Below are 21,991 nucleotides of genomic sequence, written 5' to 3' on the forward strand. Positions count from 1 at the left end.
TGCTTTTTTCGTTTACTCGGCGGCGCGCCACTCGCTCAAGTAGTGCTGCGGCGTGCGGCCCAGGATGCGGCGGAACATGGCGCTGAAGGCGCTGGGGCTGGCGTAGCCCAGCGCATAGGCGATGGCCGCCACGCCTTCGCCCCGGTCCAGGCGACAGAAGGCCTCGGCCAGGTGGACTTGCTGCAGCCATTGGCGGTAGTGCAAACCCGTTTCCTTGGGAAACAAGCGGATCAGGGTGCGCGCGCTGGCGCCCGCGTCCTGCGCCCAGTCCTCGATGCTGCGCCGGCTGCCGGGCGCAGCCATGATGGCCGAGCACACGGCCACCAGGCGCCGGTCGCGCGGCCAGGGGATGGCGAGTGGCACGGTATCGGCCGCCGCCAGTTCCGACAGGATCAGGTGCGCCAGCCAGTCGCCGCGCCCCGCCAGCGCATATTCGACCGGTTCGGCCAGCAGGGCCAGGATCAGCTCGCGCAACAGCCGGCTCACTTCCAGCACCTTGCAATCGTCGCCATATCGGGCCGCCACCTGCGCATCGATGTACACGGTGCGCATGCTCAGTTCGCTCAATATGTGGACTTCATGCACGATGCCCACGGGGATCAGCAGGGCGCGCCGCGGCGGCAACATCCACACGCCGTGCTCGGTGGACACGCGCATCACGCCTTCCGTCGCATACAGCAGTTGCGCCCGTACATGGCTGTGCGGCGCCGTATACTCGCCCGCCACGTATTGCCGCGACATGGTCGTCACGGGGCGCGGCACATGCTGGTAGTCGTGCGAGCTGGTGCTGCGGCTGAACGGCACGCCATCGGGGTGGGTCTGGACGAGTGGTTGGGTGTACATGCTGGTCGTTGGAGGGGCGCCTAGTTGTCACTTGGGCGACGATTATTGGAAGTTATCAGTTCAGTGACCATACTATACTGGCTTCTTTGCCGGGCTGCCTGCCGAGCCCGATTATTGCGGATGACACATGCACACAACCACAACTGCTCCAGCATTGGCCAAGTCCGTGCCGGCGGCGCCCTCGCTTCATAGTTCCCAACAACAATCCGGTCTGGCCATGCACATCCTTGGCGCCGTCGCCTTCGTGCATTTGCTCAATGACTTGATCCAGGCATTATTGCCGTCGATTTATCCGATGCTGAAAGCCGAGTTTTCACTCAGTTTTACCCAGGTCGGCCTCATTACCCTGACGTTCCAATGCACGGCCTCGCTGCTGCAACCCTGGATCGGCTTGTACACGGACCGCCGTCCGCTGCCGTTCCTGTTGCCCGTCGGCATGTGCTTTACCCTGGCCGGCGTGTTGATGCTGTCCGTCGTGTCGACCTTCCCGACCCTGCTGATCGCCGCTGGCCTGATCGGCGTCGGTTCCTCGACCTTCCACCCGGAAGCGTCGCGCGTGGCGCGCATGGCCTCGGGCGGGCGCTACGGCTTTGCCCAGTCCCTGTTCCAGGTGGGCGGCAACGTCGGTTCCGCCCTGGGCCCGTTGCTGGCGGCCGCCGTCATCGTCAACCGTGGTCACGGCAATGTCGCCTGGTTCAGCCTGCTTGCCGTGCTGGCCATCGGCGTGCTGTACAAGGTCAGCCATTGGTACAGCGGCCACCTGGCCAGCTTCAAGCCGAAGACGGGCGGCCTTGGACCGAACTTGTCGCGCAACAAGGTGATGGGCGCGCTGGGCGTGCTGGCCCTGCTGGTGTTCTCGAAGTACATCTACATGGCCAGCCTGTCGAGCTATTACACGTTCTACCTGATCGACAAATTCCACCTGTCGCTCGGCGATGCCCAGTTGTACCTGTTCCTCTTCCTCGCCGCCGTGGCGGCCGGCACCTTCATGGGCGGCCCCATCGGCGACCGCATCGGCCGCAAGCGCGTGATCTGGATTTCCATCCTGGGCGCGGCGCCATTTACCCTGCTGCTGCCTTACGTCGATCTGTTCTGGACGGCCGTGCTGACGGTGATCATCGGCTTCGTGATTTCATCCGCGTTTTCCGCCATCGTCGTCTTCGCGCAGGAACTGGTGCCGGGCAAGGTGGGCATGATCGCGGGGATTTTCTTTGGCCTGATGTTCGGCGTGTCGGGCATCGCGGCCGCCGCCATGGGCCACCTGGCCGACGTGGCGGGGATCGCCTATGTGTACAAAATCTGCTCCTACCTGCCGCTGCTGGGCATATTGACGGTGCTGCTGCCGCATATCGAGCAGGCGAAAAAATAGGCCGGCGTGGCGGGAGGGCTTGACGGCCCGCCCGCGCGCATGCGATATTGTCCCATGATCTCTTCCATCCTCCATCCAGTCCTTGCATACCGCGCCGCTGCTGCGCTGTGTCCGTGTACCTGGCTTCGCGAGGATGCGGCCCGGCGCCGTTAAACTTTTTACTCCTCATTCCGATGGCCACAGCGTTGAAAAACCTGTGGCCATTTTCTTTTTCCGCAATGCGCATGAAAGTCCCGCATGACACTACATTTGTACGACACGTATAGCCGCAGCCTGCGGCCCTTCGAGACCATCGCCCCGGGCAAGGCGGGCTTGTACGCCTGCGGTCCCACCGTCTACGACTACGCGCACATCGGCAACCTGCGCACCTATCTGTTCGTGGACGGCTTGCGCCGTGCGCTCGAGTTCAACGGCTTGCAGGTGCGCCACGTGATGAACATCACGGACGTGGGCCATCTGACGTCGGATGCGGACAGCGGCGACGACAAGATCGAGGCGCGCAGCGCCCGCAGCGGCAAGTCGGCCTGGGACATCGCCGCTGAATTCACGCGCGCGTTCGAGGGCGATCTGCGCCAGTTGAATATCCTGCCGCCCACCGTCTGGTGCCGCGCCACGGACCACATCGCCGAGCAGATCGCCTTCATCCTCGACCTGGAAGCGAAGGGCTATACCTACCGCACGGATGACGGCATCTATTTCGACACGACGCGCCAGGACAGTTATGGCAAACTGGCGCGCCTGAACCGCGACGGCCTGCAGGCGGGCAAAAGGGTGGACCTGGGCGAAAAGCGCGACATCTGCGACTTCGCGCTGTGGAAGTTCAGCGGCGTGCCTGGACAGCGGCAAATGGAGTGGGACAGCCCGTGGGGCCTGGGTTTCCCCGGCTGGCATATCGAGTGCTCGGCCATGGCGGAAAAGCACCTGGGTGCGTACTTCGACATCCATTGCGGCGGCGAGGACCACGTGGCCGTCCACCACAGCAACGAGATCGCGCAAACGGAAGCGCGCCACGGCACGCGCCTGGCCAACTTCTGGCTGCACGGCGCCTTCCTGAAAACACAGGATGCGAAGATGTCGAAATCGTCGGGCGACTTTTTACGCTTGCAAAGCCTGGTGGAGCAGGGCGTCGATCCGCTGGCCTACCGCTACCTGTGCCTGGGCGCCCATTACCGCAGCAGCCTCAATTTCACGGACGAAGCGTTGCGCGCCGCCGCCAGCGGTCTGGCGCGCCTGCGCGTCAGCGCGCATGGCCTTGGTGAAGCGCAGGGTGAGGCCGCTCCTGATCCCGCATGGCTGGCGCGCTTTGCGGCGCAGGTCAACGATGACCTGAACTTTCCGCGCGCCGTGGCCGTGGCCTGGGAACTGCTGAAAAGCGAGCTGCCGGACGCCGTAAAGAAAGCTACGATTGCCCGCTTCGATGCTGCCCTGGGGCTCGACCTGCTGGCCTGGCGGCCGGCGCAGGTGGCTGTGCCGCAGCCGGTGCAGGCGTGGATGGCGGAACGGGCCGTCGCCCGCGCGCAGCGCCAGTGGGCCGAGGCGGATCGCCTGCGCGAATTGGCGCGCGCGGCCGGCTATGACATCGACGATACGCCGCAGGGGCAACAGGCGCGGTCTTTGTGAAGATGTCCGGCATAATGGCCGCATGATGACACTGGAGATGCCGTGAAGCGCCGTTTGCTGCTACTGAGTTGTTGCCTTGCTTTTTCTGCCGCGCAGGCGGCCAGCGAATGCCCGGGCTTTCCCGCGCTGGCCACATCGGGCGAGGCGTTGCTGGCGCAAGTGCGCGCGCTGCCACCCGTCGGCATCGACCGCGAACGGCAGGCGTGCGCGCCGGCGACCGTCATCGATTTCGCCTACAGCGGCGGGGTGCTGTGCAGTTTTGGCGCGGGCAAGGAAGCTGTGGAGGCGGCGACATCCGCCGTCACGCGCCTGGCCGACGGCGGTGAGCTGGTCGAATACCTGTATCTGTTCCCGTATGCGCCAGCCACGCACGTGCGTTTGCTGGCGCTGCTGGCCGCCCGTTTCACGCCGGTCGACAGGGCGGCCTGGCCCGCCTTCCTGCAGGGGACGAGGCCGGGCAAGGAAACCACGGCCCTGTTCACGCATGATGGCTTTTATATTTCGCTGGGCAAGCCCACCGAAGGCGCTCCTGCCGAATGGTATTCGAATGTGATCTTTGAAAAGATCGACAAGCCTGCTCTGGGCGTGCGCAAGGTCTGCAAGGAAGCTCGCGATGGCTGAAGCGGATGCCTTTCCGGCCGCACTGGCCGGCACGGTGGCGCAGCTGTTGCCTGCGCTGGGGAGCAATCACGCGCCCCCGCCATTTGCCGTGCGCCAGGATGGACAGGTCTTGCAGATCCCGACACGCACGTATTACGACAGCGAGCGGCTGCTGGCCTGTACGCGGCTGGCCGGCGACGCGGGCGTGATCGCCCTGTGCCTGGGCGCGCGCCACCACGATGGCCACGTGCGCGAAGCGTGTTTGAGGCAGTTGCTGCTGCAGGAGCGGGCGTGGACGGTGCCGTTTGTCGTGCACCTGTGCGGCGAATACGTGCTGGAGATTATCGAGGTAATTGGCGCGGTGCTGCCGGCCTGGAATGCGGCGACGCTGGCGCGCTATTTGGGGGAGAACCCCGCGTATGTGGACACGCTGGAGCGGCGCACGATCAGCTACTGGAGCTGCTACTACCGCGAACAATATCCCGTGTGGGGCGACTATCCGGGACGCAGGACCATGGCGGCCCTGCGTGCATTGCAGCAGCTTACGCTTCGATAAAGCGCATCTTGAAGCTGCGGCCCTTGATGTTGCCGAAGTCGCGGCCCAGGGTATTGCCCGCGTTCAGGCGCTTGAAGGCCGCTTCGGCCACCTTGCGGTCCAGCGCCACGTAGGTCATGAACTCGAACACGTTGATCTTGCCCACCTGCTCCTTGGTGAGGCCCGCGTCGCCCGTCAGCGCGCCCAGCAAGTCGCCCGGACGCAGCTTGTCCTTCTTGCCGCCCATGATGCACAGGGTGACCATCGGCGCCGGCAGCGCCTCCATGCCGTCATCTTCCGCCAGTTCCTTCAGGTCGTGCCATTCGGCGGCGCTGTTCTGGTATTGCTCGATCAGCTTGACCCATTTTTTCTCGTTCGGCGCGCACAGCGAGAGGGCCAGGCCCTTCTTGCTGCCGCGGCCCGTGCGGCCGATGCGGTGGATGTGCACTTCCGTGTCCTTCGACACATCGACGTTGATCACGGCGCCCAGGTCGGAAATATCGAGGCCGCGCGCGGCGACGTCGGTGGCCACCAGCACGGAGCAGCTGCGGTTGGCGAACAGCACCAGGATTTCATCGCGCTCGCGCTGTTCCAGCTCGCCGTACAGGGCCAGCGCGGAAAAGCCTTGCTGGCGCAGTTCGTCGGCCAGTTCGCGGCAATGCACCTTGGTGTTGCAGAAGGCGAGGGTCGATTCCGGCTTGAAGTACTTGAGCAGCTTGCCGACGGCGCTATTGCGCTCGTCGAAGCCGATCTCATAGAAGCGCTGCTCGATCTTGTCGTTGTCGTGCTGCGCCTCGACCGTTACTTCCAGCGGATTGACGAGGAACGACGCCGTGGCGCGGCGGATGTCTTCCGGATACGTGGCCGAGAACAGCAAGGTCTGGCGGCGCGCCGGGCAGGCGCTGACGATGCCGGCGATTTCCTCGTAAAAGCCCATGTCCGTCATACGGTCCGCTTCATCGAGCACCAGGGTTTGCACGTGATTCAGGTTGATGGTGCCGCGGCCCAGGTGGTCGCGCAAACGGCCCGGCGTGCCGACGACGATGTGGGCGCCGTGCTCCAGCGAGGCGATTTGCGGGCGCATCGGCGCGCCGCCGGTCAGGGTCAGGATCTTGATGTTGCCGGCCGCGCGGGCCAGGCGGCGCAGCTCATTGGCCACCTGGTCTGCCAGTTCGCGCGTGGGGCACAGCACCAGGCCCTGCACGGCGAACCAGGCCGGATTGAGCTTGTGCAGGATGCCGATGCCGAAGGCGGCCGTCTTGCCGCTGCCCGTTTTCGCCTGGGCGATCAGGTCGCGGCCATCGAGCACCGCCGGCAGGCTTTGCGCCTGGATGGTGGTCATCTCGTGGTAGCCGAGCGAATCCAGGTTGGCCAAAAAGGCGGGCGTCAGCGGCAGGCTGGAAAAAGAAGTGGTGGCGGAGGTGGTGTTCATAGGGGCGTAGCCGGTAAAAAGCGGGTGGATGGGCACAGTCTACAGGCGATTTACGCCCTTGTGCGGATGGTGATGAAGCCGGCGGCAAACGGCCGCCCGCGTTGGAAAATCAGGTATCGGGGGCCCAGATGGGCAAGCCGGTGAGATCGAGTCCGGCGTCGCGCGTCCACACGGGCAAGCCCGTGGCGTCGGTCGGCTCCAGCAACTCGAGCTGCACCTGCTTCAAAGCCACCTTGCGCGCGCGCGGGCGGCGCTGCGGTTCAGGCGCCGGCTCTGGCGCCTCGGGCGCTGGCGGCGGGCCGAAACCGGGCAGGTCGATGGTGGCGTTGTCTTTTTTATCTCTCATTTGCTAACCTCTGTCCCTGGCTTGCGAAAGCCAGGGGGCGGGCAAGATGCTGTCCGCCTATGTCTATACGCTTTAACTTCATCCACAAAACAAAAGCCCGGCTACTGGAGTCGGGCTCATTGTTGGGACAAGCTGCAGGAAAACTTCTCCTGCGGATTTAAGTGCGGCACGCAGTGTATCACAGGCGTGCCGCATTGTGGGTGGCTTAGCGGAAGCTCAGAGCGCCAGTAAGGTCGCCCGGCGGCAGCGCGCCGCGCGATGCAAACGCATCGTTGCGCACTTTCAAGCCTTCGAGCAGGGGCAGGTCGTGCAGGCGCGTGATCAGGCGCAGGATCGACGTTGTGTCATAAAAACTGTGGTCGACGGCGCCTTTCTTCGCGTACGGCGAGACGACGATGGCGGGAATGCGCGTGCCCGGACCCCAGCGGTCGCCTTTCGGCGGCGCCACGTGATCCCACCAGCCGCCGTTTTCGTCAAACGTGATCACGACGATCATGTCCTTCCACTGCGGCGATTCCTTCAAGTGCTGGATGACGTTGGCCACGTGCTGGTCGCCCGATTCGATATCGGAATAGCCCGCGTGCAGGTTCAGATTGCCCTGCGGCTTGTAGAAGGTCACGGCCGGCAGCTTGCCCGCCACGGCGGCGGCGAGGAATTTGTTCGAAATCGGGCTGTCGCCCGTGCCGCCGTCGCGCAGATGCTCGGCGCGCGCGGCGGTGCCAGGGGCGAACTGCTTGAAGTAGTTCAGCGGCTGGTGGTGGAACTGGAAGTTCGGCTTGCTGCCGCCGCCTTTTTGGTCGAGCGCCGCTTGCCAGCCGCCGCCATACCACGCCCAGCTGACGCCCTTGCGCGACAGCAGGTCGCCGATGGTGTCATACGTTTGCGGCGGCAGGGTGTTCGCGTCGGCCGGGTCGGCATGCAGCGGGTCGCCGTCAAAGGCGGGGCGGATGTAGCTCGGTTGATATGGCGGGGCCATGGTGTTGACGGCATAGCCATCCGGCGTCAGGGCGCCGTCATTGACGTATTTCGGCTTGCCGTCCAGCGCGGAGGCGGGGCAGTCGGGCGAGATCGCCAGGCGCACGCCTTGCGGGCCGTCGGACAGCACGGCGATCTTTTTCTTTGCCGCCGTATCAAGCGCGTTGAAGTATTCGTTCGGACGGCCCGTCACGAGGAACTGGTGGTTCATGTAGGAGCCGCCGAAGGCCGCCATGAAGAAGTTGTCGCACAGCGTGTACTGCTCGGCGATCTGCCACAGGTTCAGGTTTTTCGACGTCTCGCCGTAGTGGCCCATCACCAGGCCGCCGCTGTCGGCCCACGCGGCAAAGCCGTCGTTCTTGCCGCCGTTGATCTGCATCTGGTTGTTATAGAAGCGGTGCACGAGGTCGCGCGTGATGATGCTCTCGGGCAGGGGCTTGCCGGCCGCGTCGCTCAATTTGTAGGGGGCGTTGGGCAGGCCGGAAATCTGGTCTTCCTTGATCAGGTAATCGGTGCCGCCGATATTTTGCTGGTTCGGTACGAGGCCGCCCCAGATTTTCGGCAGGGTGGCCAGCGGCTTGCCGTCGCGGTCCAGCTGCTGCGCCTGTTCAGCCGTGACTGCGGACAGGGGCGCGCTGGTGCCGGGGAAGTTGGCGAACAGGTTGTTGAAGCTGCGGTTTTCCAGGTAGATCACGACCACGTTCTTGACGTGCGCCTTGAGTTTCGCGTCGAGCGAACCCTTGGCGATGGTTTTTTTGGCGGGCGCGGCATCGGCCAGCGCCGGCAGGCTGGCGGCCAGGCCGACTGCGGAAGCAGCCTGGAAAATGCGCCGGCGCGAGGGATTGGCGGGTTGGTCGGCCGGATCGGCTGGCAGGGCGGGGGCGAGGTCCTTCACACATTCTCCTTGGGTGTCTCTATGGGCACGGGCGTTGGCGGCAATGGCCGGCAACGCCCGTGAAGCGGGAAAATTGTATCACCGGCCCTGCGCCCCTGTGAACTATTCAGCCCAGCTCTGGCCCTAGAACTGGTAGCGAACCTTCAACGCCACCTTGCGCGCCGGGCCATACATGCCCGAGTACCACCAGTCCGACACGGAAGCCGTGTACTGCTTGTCGAACAGGTTGGCCACGTTGACGGTGGCCGACAGCTTGTCGTTGACGTCGTAGCGCGCCATCAGGCTGGCCACTGAGTACGCCTTCTGTTCCCAGTGCATGGTGCTGTTGATCTGCCACGCGTCGATGTCCGAATACACGCGGCTTTGCCAGTTCACGCCGCCGCCCACCGTCAGGCGATTGAGGTCGCCGGGCAGGCGGTAAGTCGTCCACAGTTTCACCAGGTGGCGCGGGAAGGTGGTCAGGATGGCCTTGCCGGCATTGTTTTCCGTCTGGCTGTACGACCACGATGCCGAAATATTCCAGTCCGGCGTGATGGCGCCCGTCGCTTCCACGTCCACGCCCTGGGTCTTGGCGCCCTTGATGGCGCGGTTGGCAGGATTGTTCGTGCCAGGCACGGTGTAGCCGGGGTCCGATTCGGACAGATTGCTCTGGCGGATCTGGTACAGCGCGGCAGAGGTGTTCAGGCGGCCATCGAGCCAGCCGCTCTTGATGCCTGCCTCAAAGGTCTTGCCCTCGCGCGGCGCCAGCAGCTTGCCGTAGCGGTCTTGCGATGCTTGCGGCTGGTAGATGGTGGAGTAGCTGGCGTAGGCGCTGTGCGTGCCGTCGATGTCGAATACGAGGCCGCCATACGGCGTGAAGACACGGCTCTCCGAGGCGGGGGACGCGCTGTAAAAATTCACGGACGGCGCGTCCGAGATGTAGTTCTCGCTGTAGCGCAGCACCTTGGCGCCGGCGATCAGTTTCAGGCGTTCGGAGAGGTTGAAGCGGCTGGCCGCGTAGGCGCTGGCCTGGCGGCGCGTGCTGTCGTAGATGACGGTGGTGCCGCCAAACACGGGCGTTGCCGTGCGATTCCAGCGGTACAGGTTGACGGGCGTGTTTTCGACGCCCCGGTCGAAACGGCCATCGGTCGTGCTTTGAAATTCGCTGTAGTCCATGCCCAGCACCAGCTCGTGCTGGCGGCCGAATGCGCTGAACGGCCCGCGCACATTGACGTCCACGCTGTTGACCTGAAGCTGGTAGTCGCGGTAGTCGGCGTTCAAGCTCAGGCCATCGCCCGTGGCCTGGTCGGGAAAGCCGCCACTCACGCTCAGGTAGACGGCGCGTTCTTCCTGCGACGATTGCACGCGGTTGGCCGAGATTTTCAGTTTCCAGTCGTTGGCCAGCGCGTGCTCCACGGTGGCGAAGAGGTCGGTCGAATTGGTGTCGAAGCGATTCGACTTGGCGGCCGGGCTGAAAGAGCGCGGCAGGTCCGTCATGACGCCATTGCTGTAGAACAGGGGGAAGCCCAGGTAGGACAAGGATCCGTTCGAGCGCTTGCGCTGGTGCGTGACGCCGGCCGTCAGCTTCGTGTCGCGTGACAGGTCCGCTTCGACCACGCCATAGACCACTTTCTTGTCGCGGCTGTAGTCGTCGATAATGCTGTCGCCTTCTTCGTACACCGTCACCAGGCGGCCGCGCACGCTGCCAGTCTCGTTCAGCGGACCCGAGACGTCGGCCATGGCGCGCCGCTCATCGTAGGAAGCCAGCTCGCCCTCGACGGAGGCCTGGAACTGCGCCGTCGGCTTCTTGCGCACCATGTTGATGGCGCCCGACGCGTCGCCCGCGCCCGTCATCAGGCCCGAGGCGCCGCGCAGCACTTCGATGCGGTCGTACAGCGCCATGTCGGCCAGGCTTTGCGACGGTATCGCATTGAGGCCCAGGTTTTCCGAATGCGTACTGACGCCATCGAGCTGGTAATTGGTGATCGAATAGCCGCGCGAAGTAAATCCCGTGCGTTCGCTGCCCAGCGAGAACAGCGTGATGCCCGGCGTCTGTGCCATCACTTGCGCGATCGTGTTCAAGCCCTGGTCCTGCATGCGCTGCTGCGTGATGACGCTGACCGACTGCGGCGTTTCCCTGATCGACAGGCCCAGCGGCGTGGCCGTGGCGATCGGCAGGGTGGAGACATACGCGCCCGAGCCTTCCGTCGCATCCTGCTGCGCCTTGACCGACACTTCCGGCATCATCGCCATCGCCATCGCCATCGCTTCGCCACTCGCCGCCGCATCGGCCGGGCGCAGCACATAACTGCCGTTGGCGCTGCGTTCGGCCTTGAGGCCCGTGCCGCGCAGCACGCCGTTCAGGGCGGCCAGCACGCCGTGGCGGCCGCTCAAGCCGGCCGACGTCTTGCCGCGCGTCTGCTCGGGCGTGAAACTGAGGATGACACGCGACTGGCTGGCGACCTGGCGCAGCGCGGTGGCCAAGTCGCCGGCGGGCACCTGAAAGTCGAGCGTGGCAGTGGCCGCCGCCGCGCTTTCCTGCGCCAGGGCTGGCGCCTGGACGTTCAGCAGCAGGGCCGAACCGATGAAGACGAGTTGGATGGCATGTGCCATGCACGTGCGCGATGGGCGCGGCCGGGACCGGGAGGACATAACTGGAGACATGGTTACCTTGTGGTGTAGTCGTCAAAAAGAACGTTGCCTACACAGGTCACGCGAGAATCGGAAGCGGGTACTTTTTTTTCGTTGGACTCAAAATAAACTTCAGCGCCGCTGGCGCGCTTCCACTTGCACCCAGTAGCGCGTGCGCAGGCGCACGTCCACCGGCAGCGAGTCGGGCAGCGACAGCAGCACGGCGTCCAGGTCGGCGAGCGGAAAGACGCCGGATATGCGCAGGCCGGCGATGGCGTCGTCGCAGCCCAGCAAGCCGTGGCGGTAACGGCTCAGTTCATCTAGGAAGTCGCGCAGCGGCATGGCGTCGGCCAGCAGCAAGCCCTGGCGCCAGGCCCAGACATCGGGTGAGACGGCGTGCGCGGGCAAGGTATTCTGCGCCGTCATGCCGCCGCGCTGGCCCGCGCGGATCACCGGGTTGGCGTCGCCATGGCGCGGCAGCAGCCGGACGGCGCCTTCCTCGACGGCGACCAGCGTGCTGCCATCGGCCTGGCGCACCGAGTAGCGCGTGCCCAGCGCCTGCGCGTGGCCTTGCGCCGTTTCGACGAGGAAGGGGCGGTAGGGCATGCCCGTTTCTCGGGCGGTGGCGATGAACACTTCGCCATGCACCAGTTGCAGCAGGCGCTGCGTGCCCGTGTAGCGGATGTTGACGGCGCTGCCGCTGTTCAGGTGCAGACGGCTGCCGTCGGGCAGGGTCAGCTCGCGGCGTTCGCCCACGCCGGTGGACAGGTCGGCCAGCGCGGCGCGGGCAAATCCGGGTGCGTATTCCGAGCGCGCGCCGAACCAGCCCGTGACGCCGATGGTGGCTGCCCATGCCAGCAATTGCAGGCTGCGGCGGCGCGAGGTAGGCGAGGCAGGGCGGGAGCGTTGTGTCAACGCCTTGCGGCTGGCCTGCGCATCGAGTTCGCGCAAGCCGCCGCTGGCGCTTTCAATGTGTTTCCACGCCCGCTCATGGTCGGGGTGCGCCTGGCGCCACTCGTGCCAGGCCGTTTTTTCCGCCGGCGTCGTTTCGCCGCTCATCAGGGTGGCCAGCCATTCGGCTGCCTGCATGGCGATGGCCAGGTCGATGGGCTGGCCCTGTGCGTAGACGGTGGCGCCGCGCATGTCAGGAAGCGGCAAAATCGGGCACGGCAAAAAAGCACAGCAGGTTGGCCTTGCTCAGGTATTTTTTGACGGAATGCGTGGTGGTGCCCAGTTCGGCGGCGATCTCGGCGTAGGTCATGCCGTCCAGGTGGGCCAGCAGGAAAGCGGCCTTGGCCTTGGCGGACAGCTGGTCCAGCGCGCGGTCGACCAGCTGCAGCGATTCGAGCAGGATGGACATCGCTTCCGGCGACGGCGTGCTCGCTTGCGGCTGGTGCAGCAGGGCGTCGAGGTAAGCCCGTTCGAGCTCTTCGCGCCGGCAGTGGTTGGCCAGCAGGCGCTTGGCGATGGTGGCCAGGAAGGGGCGCGGCTGCAAGATTCCGGCACTGCTGCGCGCGACGAAAATCTTGATGAAGGTATCTTGCGCCAGATCGCTGGCCAGCCCCGCATCGTGCAGGCGGCGCTTCAGCCAGTGCAGCAGCCACGAGTGGTGCTCGGCATACAGGGCCTGGAAATCGGACGATGAGGAAGGGGCGGACAGCATGCGGACGGGATCGGATAGCTTAATCTAAATGAGAATTGTTCTCATAATAGCGCAGCGGCGCACGCTAGGCAATCAGGAAAGCGCGGCGTTGCTGAAATGCGACTGCGCGTCCGGGTCACGCGTGGCGCCGGATTTGCGCTGCCGCACGGCAGATGTAAAAGTTTCCTTGGCGCAAGCTTTCATGTGAGAAAATGCGCGCTGTCGATGTGGTGCGGAGCGGAGCGAAAAATGATGTGGATGGTTGGCGGTGCCCTGGTTCTATTGGTCGCCAGATTTGTATGGCTGGCCTATTTTCATCGGGTCAACGCGATGTCGCGCCAGGCGGAATTGATGAACTGGCTCGATATCGGCCGGGTGTCGAATGCCGATGGCGGCAAGGATATTTTGTTGGCCAGAAACGAGCGCGGTGCCCGGATCGACTGGCGCACTGGCGAAGTCTGGCTGATGAATCCCAAGGTGGCCGAGCCGTTTGCCGACTTTCTCGCCGTCGAGCGTTGGCTGACGTTGCGCGACATGGCGCCTGTCGCCAAGCCGGCCGCAGCCGAGCCCGCACCCGCAGAGCCGGAAGCGGAAGCCGCGCCGGATGCCGGGCCCGTGCGCGACACCTTGCCGGCCTTCCAGCAAAAGGTCGATGCCTGCCTGGCCAAGGCGGAAGGGGGGCAGGAATTGCTGGAAACCAAGCAGGCGTTCGAGGCGGGCAGCGAACCCTATCTCGAGGCGTCGACTGAGTTGAGCAAGACGGCGCTCGAACTCGAAGTGTCGCCAGCCATGGTGGCCACGTTTCATATCAGCGCGTTCGCCGCCCTGGCCGAAACGGCGGGCGCCGACAAGCTGGAGCGCGTGGCGGCCAGCCTGCACGCGGCGGCCAGACAGATCAGGGCCAGCGTCGCCGTGTAAAACGTGGGCCAGACCCGGAATGAAAAAACCGCTGATGCCCTTGCAGGTATCAGCGGTTTTTATGTGTTGGTTGCGGGGACAGGATTTGAACCTGTGACCTTCGGGTTATGAGCCCGACGAGCTGCCAGACTGCTCCACCCCGCAGACGAATTATAACCGAGTTTGTTGCATTGCGAAAGAGCGGATTGATACGAAAGGCATTTGGCTTGCAGGAGGGCGTTGGACATGCTGCGCCGCAATGGAAAAAGCCGCTGATCCCTTTGCAAGAATCAGCGGCTTTTTATATATCTGGTTGCGGGGACAGGATTTGAACCTGTGACCTTCGGGTTATGAGCCCGACGAGCTGCCAGACTGCTCCACCCCGCAGGCGAATTATAGCGGGGTTTGCTGCAATGCGCAATGGCCGGGTTTCAGACCCTCGATTACGCCGCCGCCAGGCGCCACAGCGAGGTGACTTCCTTCGAACGGGCCGCATGCAGGCTGTCGGTGGCGTCCTGTGCGCGCGGGTGCGTGGGCTTCACATCCAGGCGGTCGATGACTTTCAAGCCCGCCTGTTCTATCCATTCCAGCAATTGTGCGCGCGGGCGCAAGCCCAGGTGCTCGGCCAGGTCCGACAGAATCAGCCAGCCTTCGCCGTTTGGCTCCAGATGCTCGGCCAGGCCGGCGAGGAAGCCGCGCAGCATGCGGCTGTCCGGATCGTAGACGGCGTATTCGATCGGCGAGCTTGGACGGGCCGGCAGCCATGGCGGATTGCACACGACGAGCGGCGCGCGGCCCGCAGGGAACAAATCGGCCTGCACCACCTCGACCTTGTCGGCCACATCGAGGCGGGCCAGGTTTTCGCGCGCGCAGGACAGGGCGCGCGGGTCCTGGTCGGTGGCGACGATGCGGGCGACGCCGCGCTTCGCCAGCACGGCGGCCAGCACGCCCGTACCGGTGCCGATGTCGAAGGCCAGGCTGGCGCGCGCGGGCAGGGGCGCTTCCGCCACCAGGCCCACGTATTCGCCGCGGATCGGCGCGAACACGCCATAGTGCGGGTGGATGCGCTGGCCGAGGGCCGGCAGTTCCACGCCCGTGCGGCGCCATTCGTGCGCGCCGATCAAGCCCAGCAGCTCGCGCAGCGAGGCGACGAACGGCTCTTCGCCGCGGCCATACGCTTCATTGCACGCCAGTTTTACGTCCGGCGCGCGGCGCAGCGGGATCGTGTAGTCGGCATCGAAGGGTAGCAGCAGCATGGCCAGGGTGCGGGCGCGTTGCGACTGGGCCTGGCGGTGCAAATGGAAGGCTTCCGTGGCGGACGGTTCCGGCTTGGCCAATTTGGCGGCCTTGGCCTTCTTGCTCGGTTTGTCGTTCTTGTGGTCGGCGCGCCGCGCCAGCGCCTGCAGCAGCTGGCGCGCGTTCTGGAAGTCGCCGCGCCACAGCATGGCCGTGCCTTCGCAGGCCAGGCGGTAAGCCTGGTCGGCCGTCGTGCGGTCATCGGCGATGACGACGCGCTTGGGCGGCGGCATGCCGCTTTCCGAGCGCCAGCGGGCCGCGTGTTCGGCGCCGTTTTCGCTCCAGTGGATCTGCGGATGAACGGTAGGTGAAGAGGTGTCGGACATGGGATTCAATCGATAGAAGGGGGCGCGCGGCATGGTCGCCTGCGCAGGCCGTCTTCCATTATACGTTGCTGGCCGTGCCGTCTGTGCTGCCGGCGCTGTCCGTGCCATAGGCGAGCGCCAGCGCGCGGGTGCGCGCCTGCTCTTCCGGCGTGGCTTCCACGGTTTTCTTGCCGGCGTCGGTCACCGCGTCCTGCTGCACCAGTTTGAGCAAGCGCAAGCTCAGGCTGCCCGCCAGGTCGCCATCGTTGCCGCTGGCGTTGGCGCCGTCGGACAGGCCCTGATAGAGATTGCTTTGCAATTGCTGGCCCAGCAGCTTGAACAGGTCGTGCAGGTTGCCGGCGAAATGTGTGTCGGGCAATTCTCTGACGGGCAGGCTTGCGTCTTCGGCAGAGCTAGCCTCTTCAGATGCCTCTTGCGTTTGCTCAAGGACGCCCGCGCTGATGTTCGATTGATATTGCACTTCCACTTCGAAGTCGAAGGTCTGGCCATCGGCCGTCGTGATCTTGCCCTTGCCGATGAAGTGCGCGTTTTCATCGAGGCTGAAGGCGGCCGCGCGGCTGCTGCCGCTGGTGCCCGAGACGCTGGCGCTGCCGCTGCTGAAACTGGCTCCCGCCTGCAGGTCGACGGAATCGAAGGCAACGGTGGCGCCGTCGCTGAACAGCTGGCGCGTCATGTTGCTCAAAAAATCCTGCGCCACGTCAACGGTGGCGTTGCCCAGCGCATCAGTGCGTTGCGAGAGCCCCTTGGCCGACAGGTCCAGGCCATTTTTCGACAGCGCCACCACGTCTTGCGCCGTGCGCTGCATCAGGGGCGAAGCCGCCAGCCCCGTGGCGCCGCCGCCCGTGCGGGACGGCTGCTGGCCAGCCAGCGTATTCGGGGCGGGTTGACGGCTGGCGAGGGCGGGTAGCTGGGACATGGCGGTTTCTCAATGAGCGAAGTACCGTTATTAACGGCGTTCTACGCCCATTCTTTAACCATTAGTGGTGGTGCGACCAGCTACCGTCCGCCGACTCCAGGTAGGACTTGACGGCATCGGCCTGGCCCGTGGCGTGGCGCTTGAGTTCGCCGCATGCGCAAATGCCCTGGTATGGCTGGATATGCGAGCAGGCGGAGACTTTTTGCAGGTAGACCTGCATGGATTTGTGACATTTTACGCACTTGAAGGTGAGGCTGCGGGCGGCTTTCATGGGTTTCCTTGAACTGTTGCGGGGCGTAGGCGGTGCCTGCGCGAAGGCGGCGATTTTAACGCACTCCGGCCATCGTTACACGTTGTTGCAACTGCGCCACGCTGAAGTCAACTGAATCCTGTCTATCACGTTGAGACACTACGGAGGCCATCTGGCATCCATTGACGAGGTAGCACAATGGACAAGCATGACAAGGAAAAGCCTGCACAGCCCGCCAAGGAGCTGGTCAGGAAGTGGCTGAAAGCGGAGCTGGAACAGCGCCGGCCGCCGCCCGACCCCGAGCAGATCCGCCGCGAACTGGGTTGGGATATGCTCAGATTGTGCCGGGAGCCGGCCAGCCGCTAGCGACCTAACGCACCGTCACCACGCTCTTGCCGCCGGAGCCCGGCTGCACGAGGATGCGGGTGGCGATGCGTTCCGTCATTTCCTGTACGTGCGAGATGACGCCCACCTTGCGGCCCATCGCTTGCAAGCCGTCGAGCGCATCCATGGCTACGCGCAGGGTTTCCGTGTCCAGGCTGCCGAAGCCCTCGTCGATGAACAGCGATTCCACGCGCACGCGGTTCGATGACAGCGAGGCCAGGCCCAGCGCCAGGGCCAGCGAGACGAGGAACGATTCGCCGCCCGACAGCGAGTGCACGGAGCGCAGCTCGCCGCCCATGTCCTGGTCGCGCACCATCAGGCCCAGCGACGGATTGTTCGGGTTGTCGATGCGTTCGAGCTGGTAGCGGCGCGCCAGGTGGTTCAGGTGCGCGTTGGCATAGCCGAGCAGCACTTCCAAGGTGAATTGCTGCGCGTAGTTACGGAATTTCTTGCCGTCGGCCGAGCCGATCAGTTCATTCAGGCTGGCCCAGCGCCGCTCGATGACGGCTTGCGCCTCGATCTGCGCCAGCATCGCTTGCGCGCTGTGGCGCCGTGCGTCGTCCTGCGCGATGGCCAGGCGCAAGCGCGTCGCTTCCTCGTTGGCTGCCTGGCGTTCCAGCGCCAGTGCATCGAGCGCGGCCTGCAGCGCCGCCACGTCCATTTCCAGCGCCTGCGGCGGCTGCTGCACATGCATCGCCAACTGCCGCCGGCGTTCGGCCAGCACGGAGACGGCCGCCGTGTGGCGGTCGGCGAGCACTTGCAGGGCGTCGCGTTCGGCGCGCATGGCGTCCGGCGTGATGGCCAGGCGCGCGCGCAGCTCGTCAAGCGTGGCGGGTGCGTGACCAGGGTGGGCATCCTGGAACTGGCGCAGCCAGCCGTGCAGGGCGGCGGTGGCGCCGTGTTCCTGCTCGCGCAGGGCGTCCAGGCGCTGCGACAGCTGCGCGCACGCTTCGTCCAGGCGCGTGCGCTGCTGGCTGGCCGACTGCGCCGCCGTTTGCTGCTGCGCCAGCTGTTCTTTGGCCTGCGCGATGGCATCCGCCAGCGCGCGTTCGACCTCGGCCGCGCTTTGGCCCTGCCATAGCGCGTTGCGCTGCGCTTGCAGCGCCGTGCGCCGTTTGTCGGCGGCGGCAAAGGCGGCGTGGGCTTCCTGCGCCGTGTGCTGTGCCTTGCCGGCGGCCAGCAGCGCCGCTTCCAGTTGCGCGGCCAGGGTCGCCAGCGCGTGGCCGCGGTTGTCCTGGTCCGCCTGCTGTTTCAGCCATTGCCGGCTTTCCGATTCACGCGCCGCACGGAATGCGGCCGGACCGGCACGCCAGCCCTCTTTCCAGCCTTCGGCGCCGTCGGCGTCGGCAAAGGCGCCATCGAGCTGCGCCAGCAGGGTATCGAGCGCGGCGCGCGCCGTCTCGCCCTTGTCTGCATTGCCCGCTTGCTGCGCCTGCAGCTGGGCCAGTCGCGCTTGCGCCTCGGCGACGGCGCTTGTGCAGCGCGCGTGGTCGCTGGACGCCAGGTCGAGCGCCGCCTGCGCCTGCTCGCGCAGTGTACTGGCCTGCCGCAGCGCCGTTTCCTGCTGCGCCAGCGCCTGCAAGCCTGCCGCATTGGCCGCCAGTTGCTGCGTGAACCAGTCCGCGCGCTCGTCTTCCGGCGGCAGCTGCAGGGTGTCCGCATGCGGCTGCCATTGCGCATTCAGGCCGTCAATGATGGACGGCAGTGCAGATAGTTCTTCCGCCGTTTGCGCCTGTTCGCGCAAATGGGCGGCCAGCGCCACCTTGTGCGTGGCCAGCCGTTCCAGATTGCCGCGCGCCTGCGTGCGGCAATCCAGCACCTCATCCTGCAAGCTGGCCAGCATCGCCTGCAAGGCGTGATCGGCGTGGCTGTACGGGTGTTCCAGCGCGCCGCAGACGGGGCAGGGCTGCTCGTCCTGCAAGTTCGCCCGCAGCTGCTCGACGCTGGCCGCGCATGCCACTTCGGCACCCTTCAAGGATTTTTCCGCCTGCGCCAGGCGCGCTTCCAGCAGCGCCGTTTGCGCCGCTTCCGCCGCCAGTGCCGTGCTTTCCGTTTGCGCGGCCTGCGCCAGCTGGGCCGCCTTCGCTTGCCAGTGCGCCAGCGCCTGCCGCTGGCGTGCCAGTTCGCTCCAGGTTTTTTCCGCGCTGGTCAAGATGCGCGCGTGCGCCTCCAACTGGCCGCGCTGTTCCTGCAGCCCCTGGCCGTCGATGGCTTGCATCGCCGCCAGCGCCTCGCGCCGTTCGGCATCGCGCAGCGCCAGCGCGGCAGCGGCGCTGGCCAGCGCATCTTGCGCCGCCTGCGTTGTGTCAAGGGCCTGGCGCACCTGCCGTGCCGATTCGGCCATGCTGGCGTCGGCCGCATCGGCTTGCGCGGCCGCTTGTCCGGCCTGGGCAAACAATTGATCCCACAATTGCCACGATTGCGCCAGCGCCTGCCACTGCTGGTGCGATGCCAGCCACTGGCGGCCCGCTTCCTGTTCCGCCTGCGCGGCTTGCTGGCGCTGCTGCAGCGCGTGCAGCGCGGCGCGCGCCGCCTCGTTGGCCTGGTCGGCGGCCAGGGCGCCATCTTGCGCCTGGCGGTGCGCGGGCAAGTGTGCCGCAATGCCGGCGTCGAGCGCCTTGGCCTGGTCGAGCAGGGGCGCCGCATCGTGTTGCGCCGCTTCCCTGGCCTGCAAGGCCGCTGCCGCCAGTTGTACGGCCTGCGCCAGTTGCGCTTCGCTGGCGACGGCCTGCGCCGCCTGCGCGCGCGACGCTTCCAGCGTGGCGGCGGTGCTGGCGATGTCGTTCGCCAGGCGCGCCACGTCGTCGATCAGGGGGCGCGCCGGCTGCAGCAATTCCCACTGCGCCAGCGCCGCGCGGCGCGCTTCGGCAGCGGCCCGTTCGGCATCCGCGCTGTCCAATGCTTGCTGCGCAGACTCCACCTGGGTTTGCAGCTTGTGCGTCTCCTGGTGCCAGCGCTGTTGCAGTTCCAGCACGGCCTTGCGCAAGTCGATGGTTTGCAGGGCCGCTTCGGCGGCCTCACCCAGCGTTGCCGTTTCGGCCCGTTCTTCCGGCGACAGGGGACGCTGGTCGGCCAGCTTTTCGCCCAGGCGTTCGAGGACCTGTTTTTCCTTTTTCGCCCGCTCGAAGGCGCGCATGGAAATATCCGTATAGATGCTGCTGCCCGTCAGGGTTTCCAGCAATTCGCCCCGTTCATTGTCTTCCGTTTTCAGGAAGGTGGAAAACTCGTTTTGCGCCAGCAGCACGGCGCGCGTAAACTGGTCGAACGACAGGCCGATGCGCTTTTCGATCTCTTCCTTGACTTCCGTCTTGGTGCCGCCGATGGGTTGCAGCGCGGGCAGCTGGTGCAAGCTCATGGCGGTTGCCTGCAGCGCGCCTTCCGCCTTGGTGCGCGAGCGGCGCACGCTCCAGCGTGCGCGGTAACTTGCGCCGTCGTTGCCGACGAAATCGACTTGCGCGTAACCGTCCGGCGTGCCGCGGCGCAGCAGGGTGCGCGTATCCTGGGCATTGACGGTTTCCTTGCCCACGTCGGGCAGGGCGCTGCCCCGTCCCAGCACTTTCAGCAAACGCGGCGTGGCGTCGTACAGGGCCAGGCACAGGGCGTCGAGCAAGGTGCTCTTGCCCGCGCCCGTGGGGCCGCTGATGGCGAACAGGCCGGAAGACGCCAGCGGCTCCTGCTGGAAGTCGACTTCAAATTCGCCGGCCAGTGAGGCCAGGTTCTTGCCGCTGATTTTCAGTATTTTCATGGTTCTTCAGTTGCGCTCACGCGCCGGGCAGCAGCAGTTCGGCCAGGGCCGAGAGTTGTTCGGGTGGCGCTTCCCTGCCGTATTTTTGCAGGTACAGGCGGCGGAAGATGTCGTCGGGCTGCAGCTGGCTTAGCTGGTCGAGCGTCAGGTTCTCGGGTGCGCTGCTGCGCGCGGCGCTCGATGTTTCGATCTTCGCCAGGCGCACGGGCTTGCCGTCGAGCGCCGTTTCGATGCGCGTGCGCAGGCCAGGTTCCGGCGCATCGAGGCGCACGCGCACTTCCAGGAAGGGCTGCGCTTCCGGTGGCGCGGCGGGCACGTCGAGGGCGGCCAGCTGCGCCAGTACTTCGTTGATGGGCGCCGGCGTGGCGGGCACGCGCAGCAAGGGCACGGCGCGCGGCACTTCGATGGCGCGCACCTCAGTCAACTGCTCGCCATCGATATCGAGGCACAGCACCTGGTGGCGGTAATTCACTTCCGCGAACGACAGGGGAATCGGGCTGCCGCAGTAGCGGATGTGATCCTGCCCGCCCACGGCCTGCGCCTTGTGCAGATGGCCCAGCGCCGCATAGGCGATGGACGTGTCGAAAATCCCCGAGGGCAGCATTTCCGTGCCGCCGATGACGATGCGCCGCTCGGAGTCGTTCGACATTTCGCCGCCCACCATGTGGCAGTGGCCCATGGCAACGATGGCTTGCCCTGGCTGGCGGCGCGCCAGCGCCAGGTCCGCCAGCTGGCGGTACAGCAGGGCGATGCCGCCCAGGTAGGCATCCTGCGTGTCGCCGGCCGGCAGTTTCGGCACGTCGCCGGGACGCAAAAAGGGCACGGCCAGGCACCAGGCCTGCACTTGCCCGTCGCTGCCGGCGAGCGGCAGCAGCAGGCGTTCCAGGTCGATATTGCCTGCCTCGTCGCGCAGCAGATGGCCGATCACGTGGGTGCCGTGCGCGGCCAGCAAGGGGCCGGGCGCTTCGAGCCGTCCCGCCGAATCGTGGTTGCCGGCGACGACGACCAGTTGCAGCGCGGGCAGGCGCGCGCGCGCCTGCTGCAGGAATACATATAGCTGCTTTTGCGAGGCGGCCGACGGGTTGGCGTTGTCGAATACGTCGCCCGCCACCAGCAGCACGTCGACCTGTTCGGCCACGAGCGTGTCGAGCAGCCAGTCGAGGAAGCGCTGGTGTTCGTAGCCCCTTTCAAAATTGTGCAGGGTCTGGCCCAGATGCCAGTCGGAAGTGTGCAGCAGGCGCATGGTGTGGCAACGGTAGGGAGGACAGGCGCCAATATAGCAGGAATGACGGCATGCGCCAGCGGCTAAA

General features: G+C 65.6%; 18 protein-coding genes and 2 tRNA genes. 6 read left to right on the forward strand and 14 right to left on the reverse strand.

The annotated features are described in order from the left end of the window. Positions 1 to 12 precede the first annotated feature (12 nt). Positions 13 to 843, reverse strand: a complete 831-nt coding sequence (locus ASN89_RS05235) for an AraC family transcriptional regulator (RefSeq protein WP_058048506.1) — start codon at positions 841 to 843, stop codon at positions 13 to 15. Between the two features lie 127 nt (positions 844 to 970). Between ASN89_RS05235 and ASN89_RS05240 the strand changes: the two genes are divergently transcribed. The 4 genes from ASN89_RS05240 (at position 971) to ASN89_RS05255 (ending at position 4,988) form a co-directional block, all read left to right on the forward strand. Next, positions 971 to 2,212, forward strand: coding sequence for an MFS transporter (locus ASN89_RS05240; RefSeq protein WP_046684768.1), 1,242 nt, complete (start codon positions 971 to 973; stop codon positions 2,210 to 2,212). Between the two features lie 237 nt (positions 2,213 to 2,449). Continuing rightward, the gene (gene cysS, locus ASN89_RS05245) at positions 2,450 to 3,832 is read left to right on the forward strand and encodes a cysteine--tRNA ligase (protein ID WP_058048507.1); all 1,383 of its coding nucleotides are present in this window, start codon (positions 2,450 to 2,452) and stop codon (positions 3,830 to 3,832) included. Positions 3,833 to 3,874: 42 nt separating this feature from the next. Beyond that, positions 3,875 to 4,453 carry a hypothetical protein gene (locus ASN89_RS05250; RefSeq protein WP_058048508.1) on the forward strand — a complete coding sequence of 193 codons (579 nt, stop codon included), beginning with the start codon at positions 3,875 to 3,877 and terminating at the stop codon, positions 4,451 to 4,453. Continuing rightward, the gene (locus ASN89_RS05255) at positions 4,446 to 4,988 is read left to right on the forward strand and encodes a hypothetical protein (protein ID WP_058048509.1); all 543 of its coding nucleotides are present in this window, start codon (positions 4,446 to 4,448) and stop codon (positions 4,986 to 4,988) included. Before ASN89_RS05250 ends, ASN89_RS05255 begins: the two co-directional genes overlap by 8 nt. Here the strand turns inward: ASN89_RS05255 and dbpA are convergent. The 6 genes from dbpA to ASN89_RS05285 form a co-directional block, all read right to left on the reverse strand. Continuing rightward, the gene (gene dbpA / locus ASN89_RS05260) at positions 4,975 to 6,399 is read right to left on the reverse strand and encodes an ATP-dependent RNA helicase DbpA (protein WP_058048510.1); all 1,425 of its coding nucleotides are present in this window, start codon (positions 6,397 to 6,399) and stop codon (positions 4,975 to 4,977) included. The genes ASN89_RS05255 and dbpA overlap by 14 nt on opposite strands. 109 nt (positions 6,400 to 6,508) lie before the next feature. Then, complete coding sequence (locus tag ASN89_RS05265; RefSeq protein WP_046684764.1) at positions 6,509 to 6,745, reverse strand: hypothetical protein; 237 nt, start codon at positions 6,743 to 6,745, stop codon at positions 6,509 to 6,511. Positions 6,746 to 6,950: 205 nt separating this feature from the next. Next, positions 6,951 to 8,615: an acid phosphatase gene (locus tag ASN89_RS05270; protein ID WP_058048511.1), complete on the reverse strand. Its 1,665-nt coding sequence runs from the start codon at positions 8,613 to 8,615 to the stop codon at positions 6,951 to 6,953. Between the two features lie 123 nt (positions 8,616 to 8,738). Continuing rightward, complete coding sequence (locus ASN89_RS05275; RefSeq protein ID WP_235501861.1) at positions 8,739 to 11,207, reverse strand: TonB-dependent siderophore receptor; 2,469 nt, start codon at positions 11,205 to 11,207, stop codon at positions 8,739 to 8,741. Positions 11,208 to 11,357: 150 nt separating this feature from the next. Continuing rightward, positions 11,358 to 12,368, reverse strand: coding sequence for a FecR domain-containing protein (locus tag ASN89_RS05280; RefSeq protein WP_058048513.1), 1,011 nt, complete (start codon positions 12,366 to 12,368; stop codon positions 11,358 to 11,360). A 1-nt stretch (position 12,369) separates the two neighbouring features. Beyond that, a complete protein-coding gene (locus ASN89_RS05285) occupies positions 12,370 to 12,888 on the reverse strand; it encodes a sigma-70 family RNA polymerase sigma factor (protein WP_058048514.1) in 519 nt (172 codons plus the stop codon). A 228-nt stretch (positions 12,889 to 13,116) separates the two neighbouring features. On the opposite strand from ASN89_RS05285, the gene ASN89_RS05290 reads away from it, so the two are divergent. After that, on the forward strand, positions 13,117 to 13,785 hold the full coding sequence (locus tag ASN89_RS05290; protein WP_138828859.1) for a hypothetical protein: 669 nt from the start codon (positions 13,117 to 13,119) through the stop codon (positions 13,783 to 13,785). A 67-nt stretch (positions 13,786 to 13,852) separates the two neighbouring features. On the opposite strand, the gene ASN89_RS05295 is transcribed toward ASN89_RS05290, so the two are convergent. The 5 genes from ASN89_RS05295 to ASN89_RS05315 form a co-directional block, all read right to left on the reverse strand. Continuing rightward, positions 13,853 to 13,929 (reverse strand) — tRNA-Met (locus ASN89_RS05295). A 145-nt stretch (positions 13,930 to 14,074) separates the two neighbouring features. After that, positions 14,075 to 14,151 (reverse strand) — tRNA-Met (locus ASN89_RS05300). Between the two features lie 56 nt (positions 14,152 to 14,207). Further along, positions 14,208 to 15,386, reverse strand: a complete 1,179-nt coding sequence (locus tag ASN89_RS05305) for a methyltransferase (protein WP_058048515.1) — start codon at positions 15,384 to 15,386, stop codon at positions 14,208 to 14,210. 58 nt (positions 15,387 to 15,444) lie between these two features. Next, a complete protein-coding gene (locus ASN89_RS05310; protein ID WP_058048516.1) occupies positions 15,445 to 16,302 on the reverse strand; it encodes a hypothetical protein in 858 nt (285 codons plus the stop codon). A gap of 61 nt (positions 16,303 to 16,363) precedes the next feature. Further along, the gene (locus tag ASN89_RS05315; protein WP_034755039.1) at positions 16,364 to 16,573 is read right to left on the reverse strand and encodes a hypothetical protein; all 210 of its coding nucleotides are present in this window, start codon (positions 16,571 to 16,573) and stop codon (positions 16,364 to 16,366) included. 177 nt (positions 16,574 to 16,750) lie between these two features. Between ASN89_RS05315 and ASN89_RS29260 the strand changes: the two genes are divergently transcribed. Beyond that, positions 16,751 to 16,918 (forward strand): hypothetical protein, encoded by a 168-nt coding sequence (locus ASN89_RS29260; protein ID WP_166449232.1) that lies wholly within the window; start codon positions 16,751 to 16,753, stop codon positions 16,916 to 16,918. Positions 16,919 to 16,922: 4 nt separating this feature from the next. On the opposite strand, the gene ASN89_RS05320 is transcribed toward ASN89_RS29260, so the two are convergent. Beyond that, positions 16,923 to 20,681, reverse strand: coding sequence for an AAA family ATPase (locus ASN89_RS05320; protein ID WP_058048517.1), 3,759 nt, complete (start codon positions 20,679 to 20,681; stop codon positions 16,923 to 16,925). Positions 20,682 to 20,697: 16 nt separating this feature from the next. Next, entirely contained in the window at positions 20,698 to 21,924 is a 1,227-nt protein-coding gene (locus tag ASN89_RS05325; RefSeq protein WP_058048518.1) for an exonuclease SbcCD subunit D C-terminal domain-containing protein, read from the reverse strand. Between the last annotated feature and the right edge of the window lie 67 nt (positions 21,925 to 21,991).

The organism is Janthinobacterium sp. Ant5-2-1 (genome assembly GCF_001445815.1).
Taxonomy (GTDB): Bacteria; Pseudomonadota; Gammaproteobacteria; order Burkholderiales; family Burkholderiaceae_D; genus Janthinobacterium; species Janthinobacterium lividum_E.

Bases quoted from the DNA above. Each gene is read 5' to 3' on its own strand.
- ASN89_RS05235 (WP_058048506.1), bottom strand. From the start codon at position 843: ATGTACACCCAACCACTCGTCCAGACCCACCCCGATGGCGTGCCGTTC.
- ASN89_RS05240 (WP_046684768.1), top strand. From the start codon at position 971: ATGCACACAACCACAACTGCTCCAGCATTGGCCAAGTCCGTGCCGGCG.
- cysS (WP_058048507.1), top strand. From the start codon at position 2,450: ATGACACTACATTTGTACGACACGTATAGCCGCAGCCTGCGGCCCTTC.
- ASN89_RS05255 (WP_058048509.1), top strand. From the start codon at position 4,446: ATGGCTGAAGCGGATGCCTTTCCGGCCGCACTGGCCGGCACGGTGGCG.
- dbpA (WP_058048510.1), bottom strand. From the start codon at position 6,399: ATGAACACCACCTCCGCCACCACTTCTTTTTCCAGCCTGCCGCTGACG.
- ASN89_RS05265 (WP_046684764.1), bottom strand. From the start codon at position 6,745: ATGAGAGATAAAAAAGACAACGCCACCATCGACCTGCCCGGTTTCGGC.
- ASN89_RS05275 (WP_235501861.1), bottom strand. From the start codon at position 11,207: ATGGCACATGCCATCCAACTCGTCTTCATCGGTTCGGCCCTGCTGCTG.
- ASN89_RS05280 (WP_058048513.1), bottom strand. From the start codon at position 12,368: ATGCGCGGCGCCACCGTCTACGCACAGGGCCAGCCCATCGACCTGGCC.
- ASN89_RS05285 (WP_058048514.1), bottom strand. From the start codon at position 12,888: ATGCTGTCCGCCCCTTCCTCATCGTCCGATTTCCAGGCCCTGTATGCC.
- ASN89_RS05290 (WP_138828859.1), top strand. From the start codon at position 13,117: ATGATGTGGATGGTTGGCGGTGCCCTGGTTCTATTGGTCGCCAGATTT.
- ASN89_RS05305 (WP_058048515.1), bottom strand. From the start codon at position 15,386: ATGTCCGACACCTCTTCACCTACCGTTCATCCGCAGATCCACTGGAGC.
- ASN89_RS05310 (WP_058048516.1), bottom strand. From the start codon at position 16,302: ATGTCCCAGCTACCCGCCCTCGCCAGCCGTCAACCCGCCCCGAATACG.
- ASN89_RS05315 (WP_034755039.1), bottom strand. From the start codon at position 16,573: ATGAAAGCCGCCCGCAGCCTCACCTTCAAGTGCGTAAAATGTCACAAA.
- ASN89_RS29260 (WP_166449232.1), top strand. From the start codon at position 16,751: ATGGACAAGCATGACAAGGAAAAGCCTGCACAGCCCGCCAAGGAGCTG.
- ASN89_RS05320 (WP_058048517.1), bottom strand. From the start codon at position 20,681: ATGAAAATACTGAAAATCAGCGGCAAGAACCTGGCCTCACTGGCCGGC.
- ASN89_RS05325 (WP_058048518.1), bottom strand. From the start codon at position 21,924: ATGCGCCTGCTGCACACTTCCGACTGGCATCTGGGCCAGACCCTGCAC.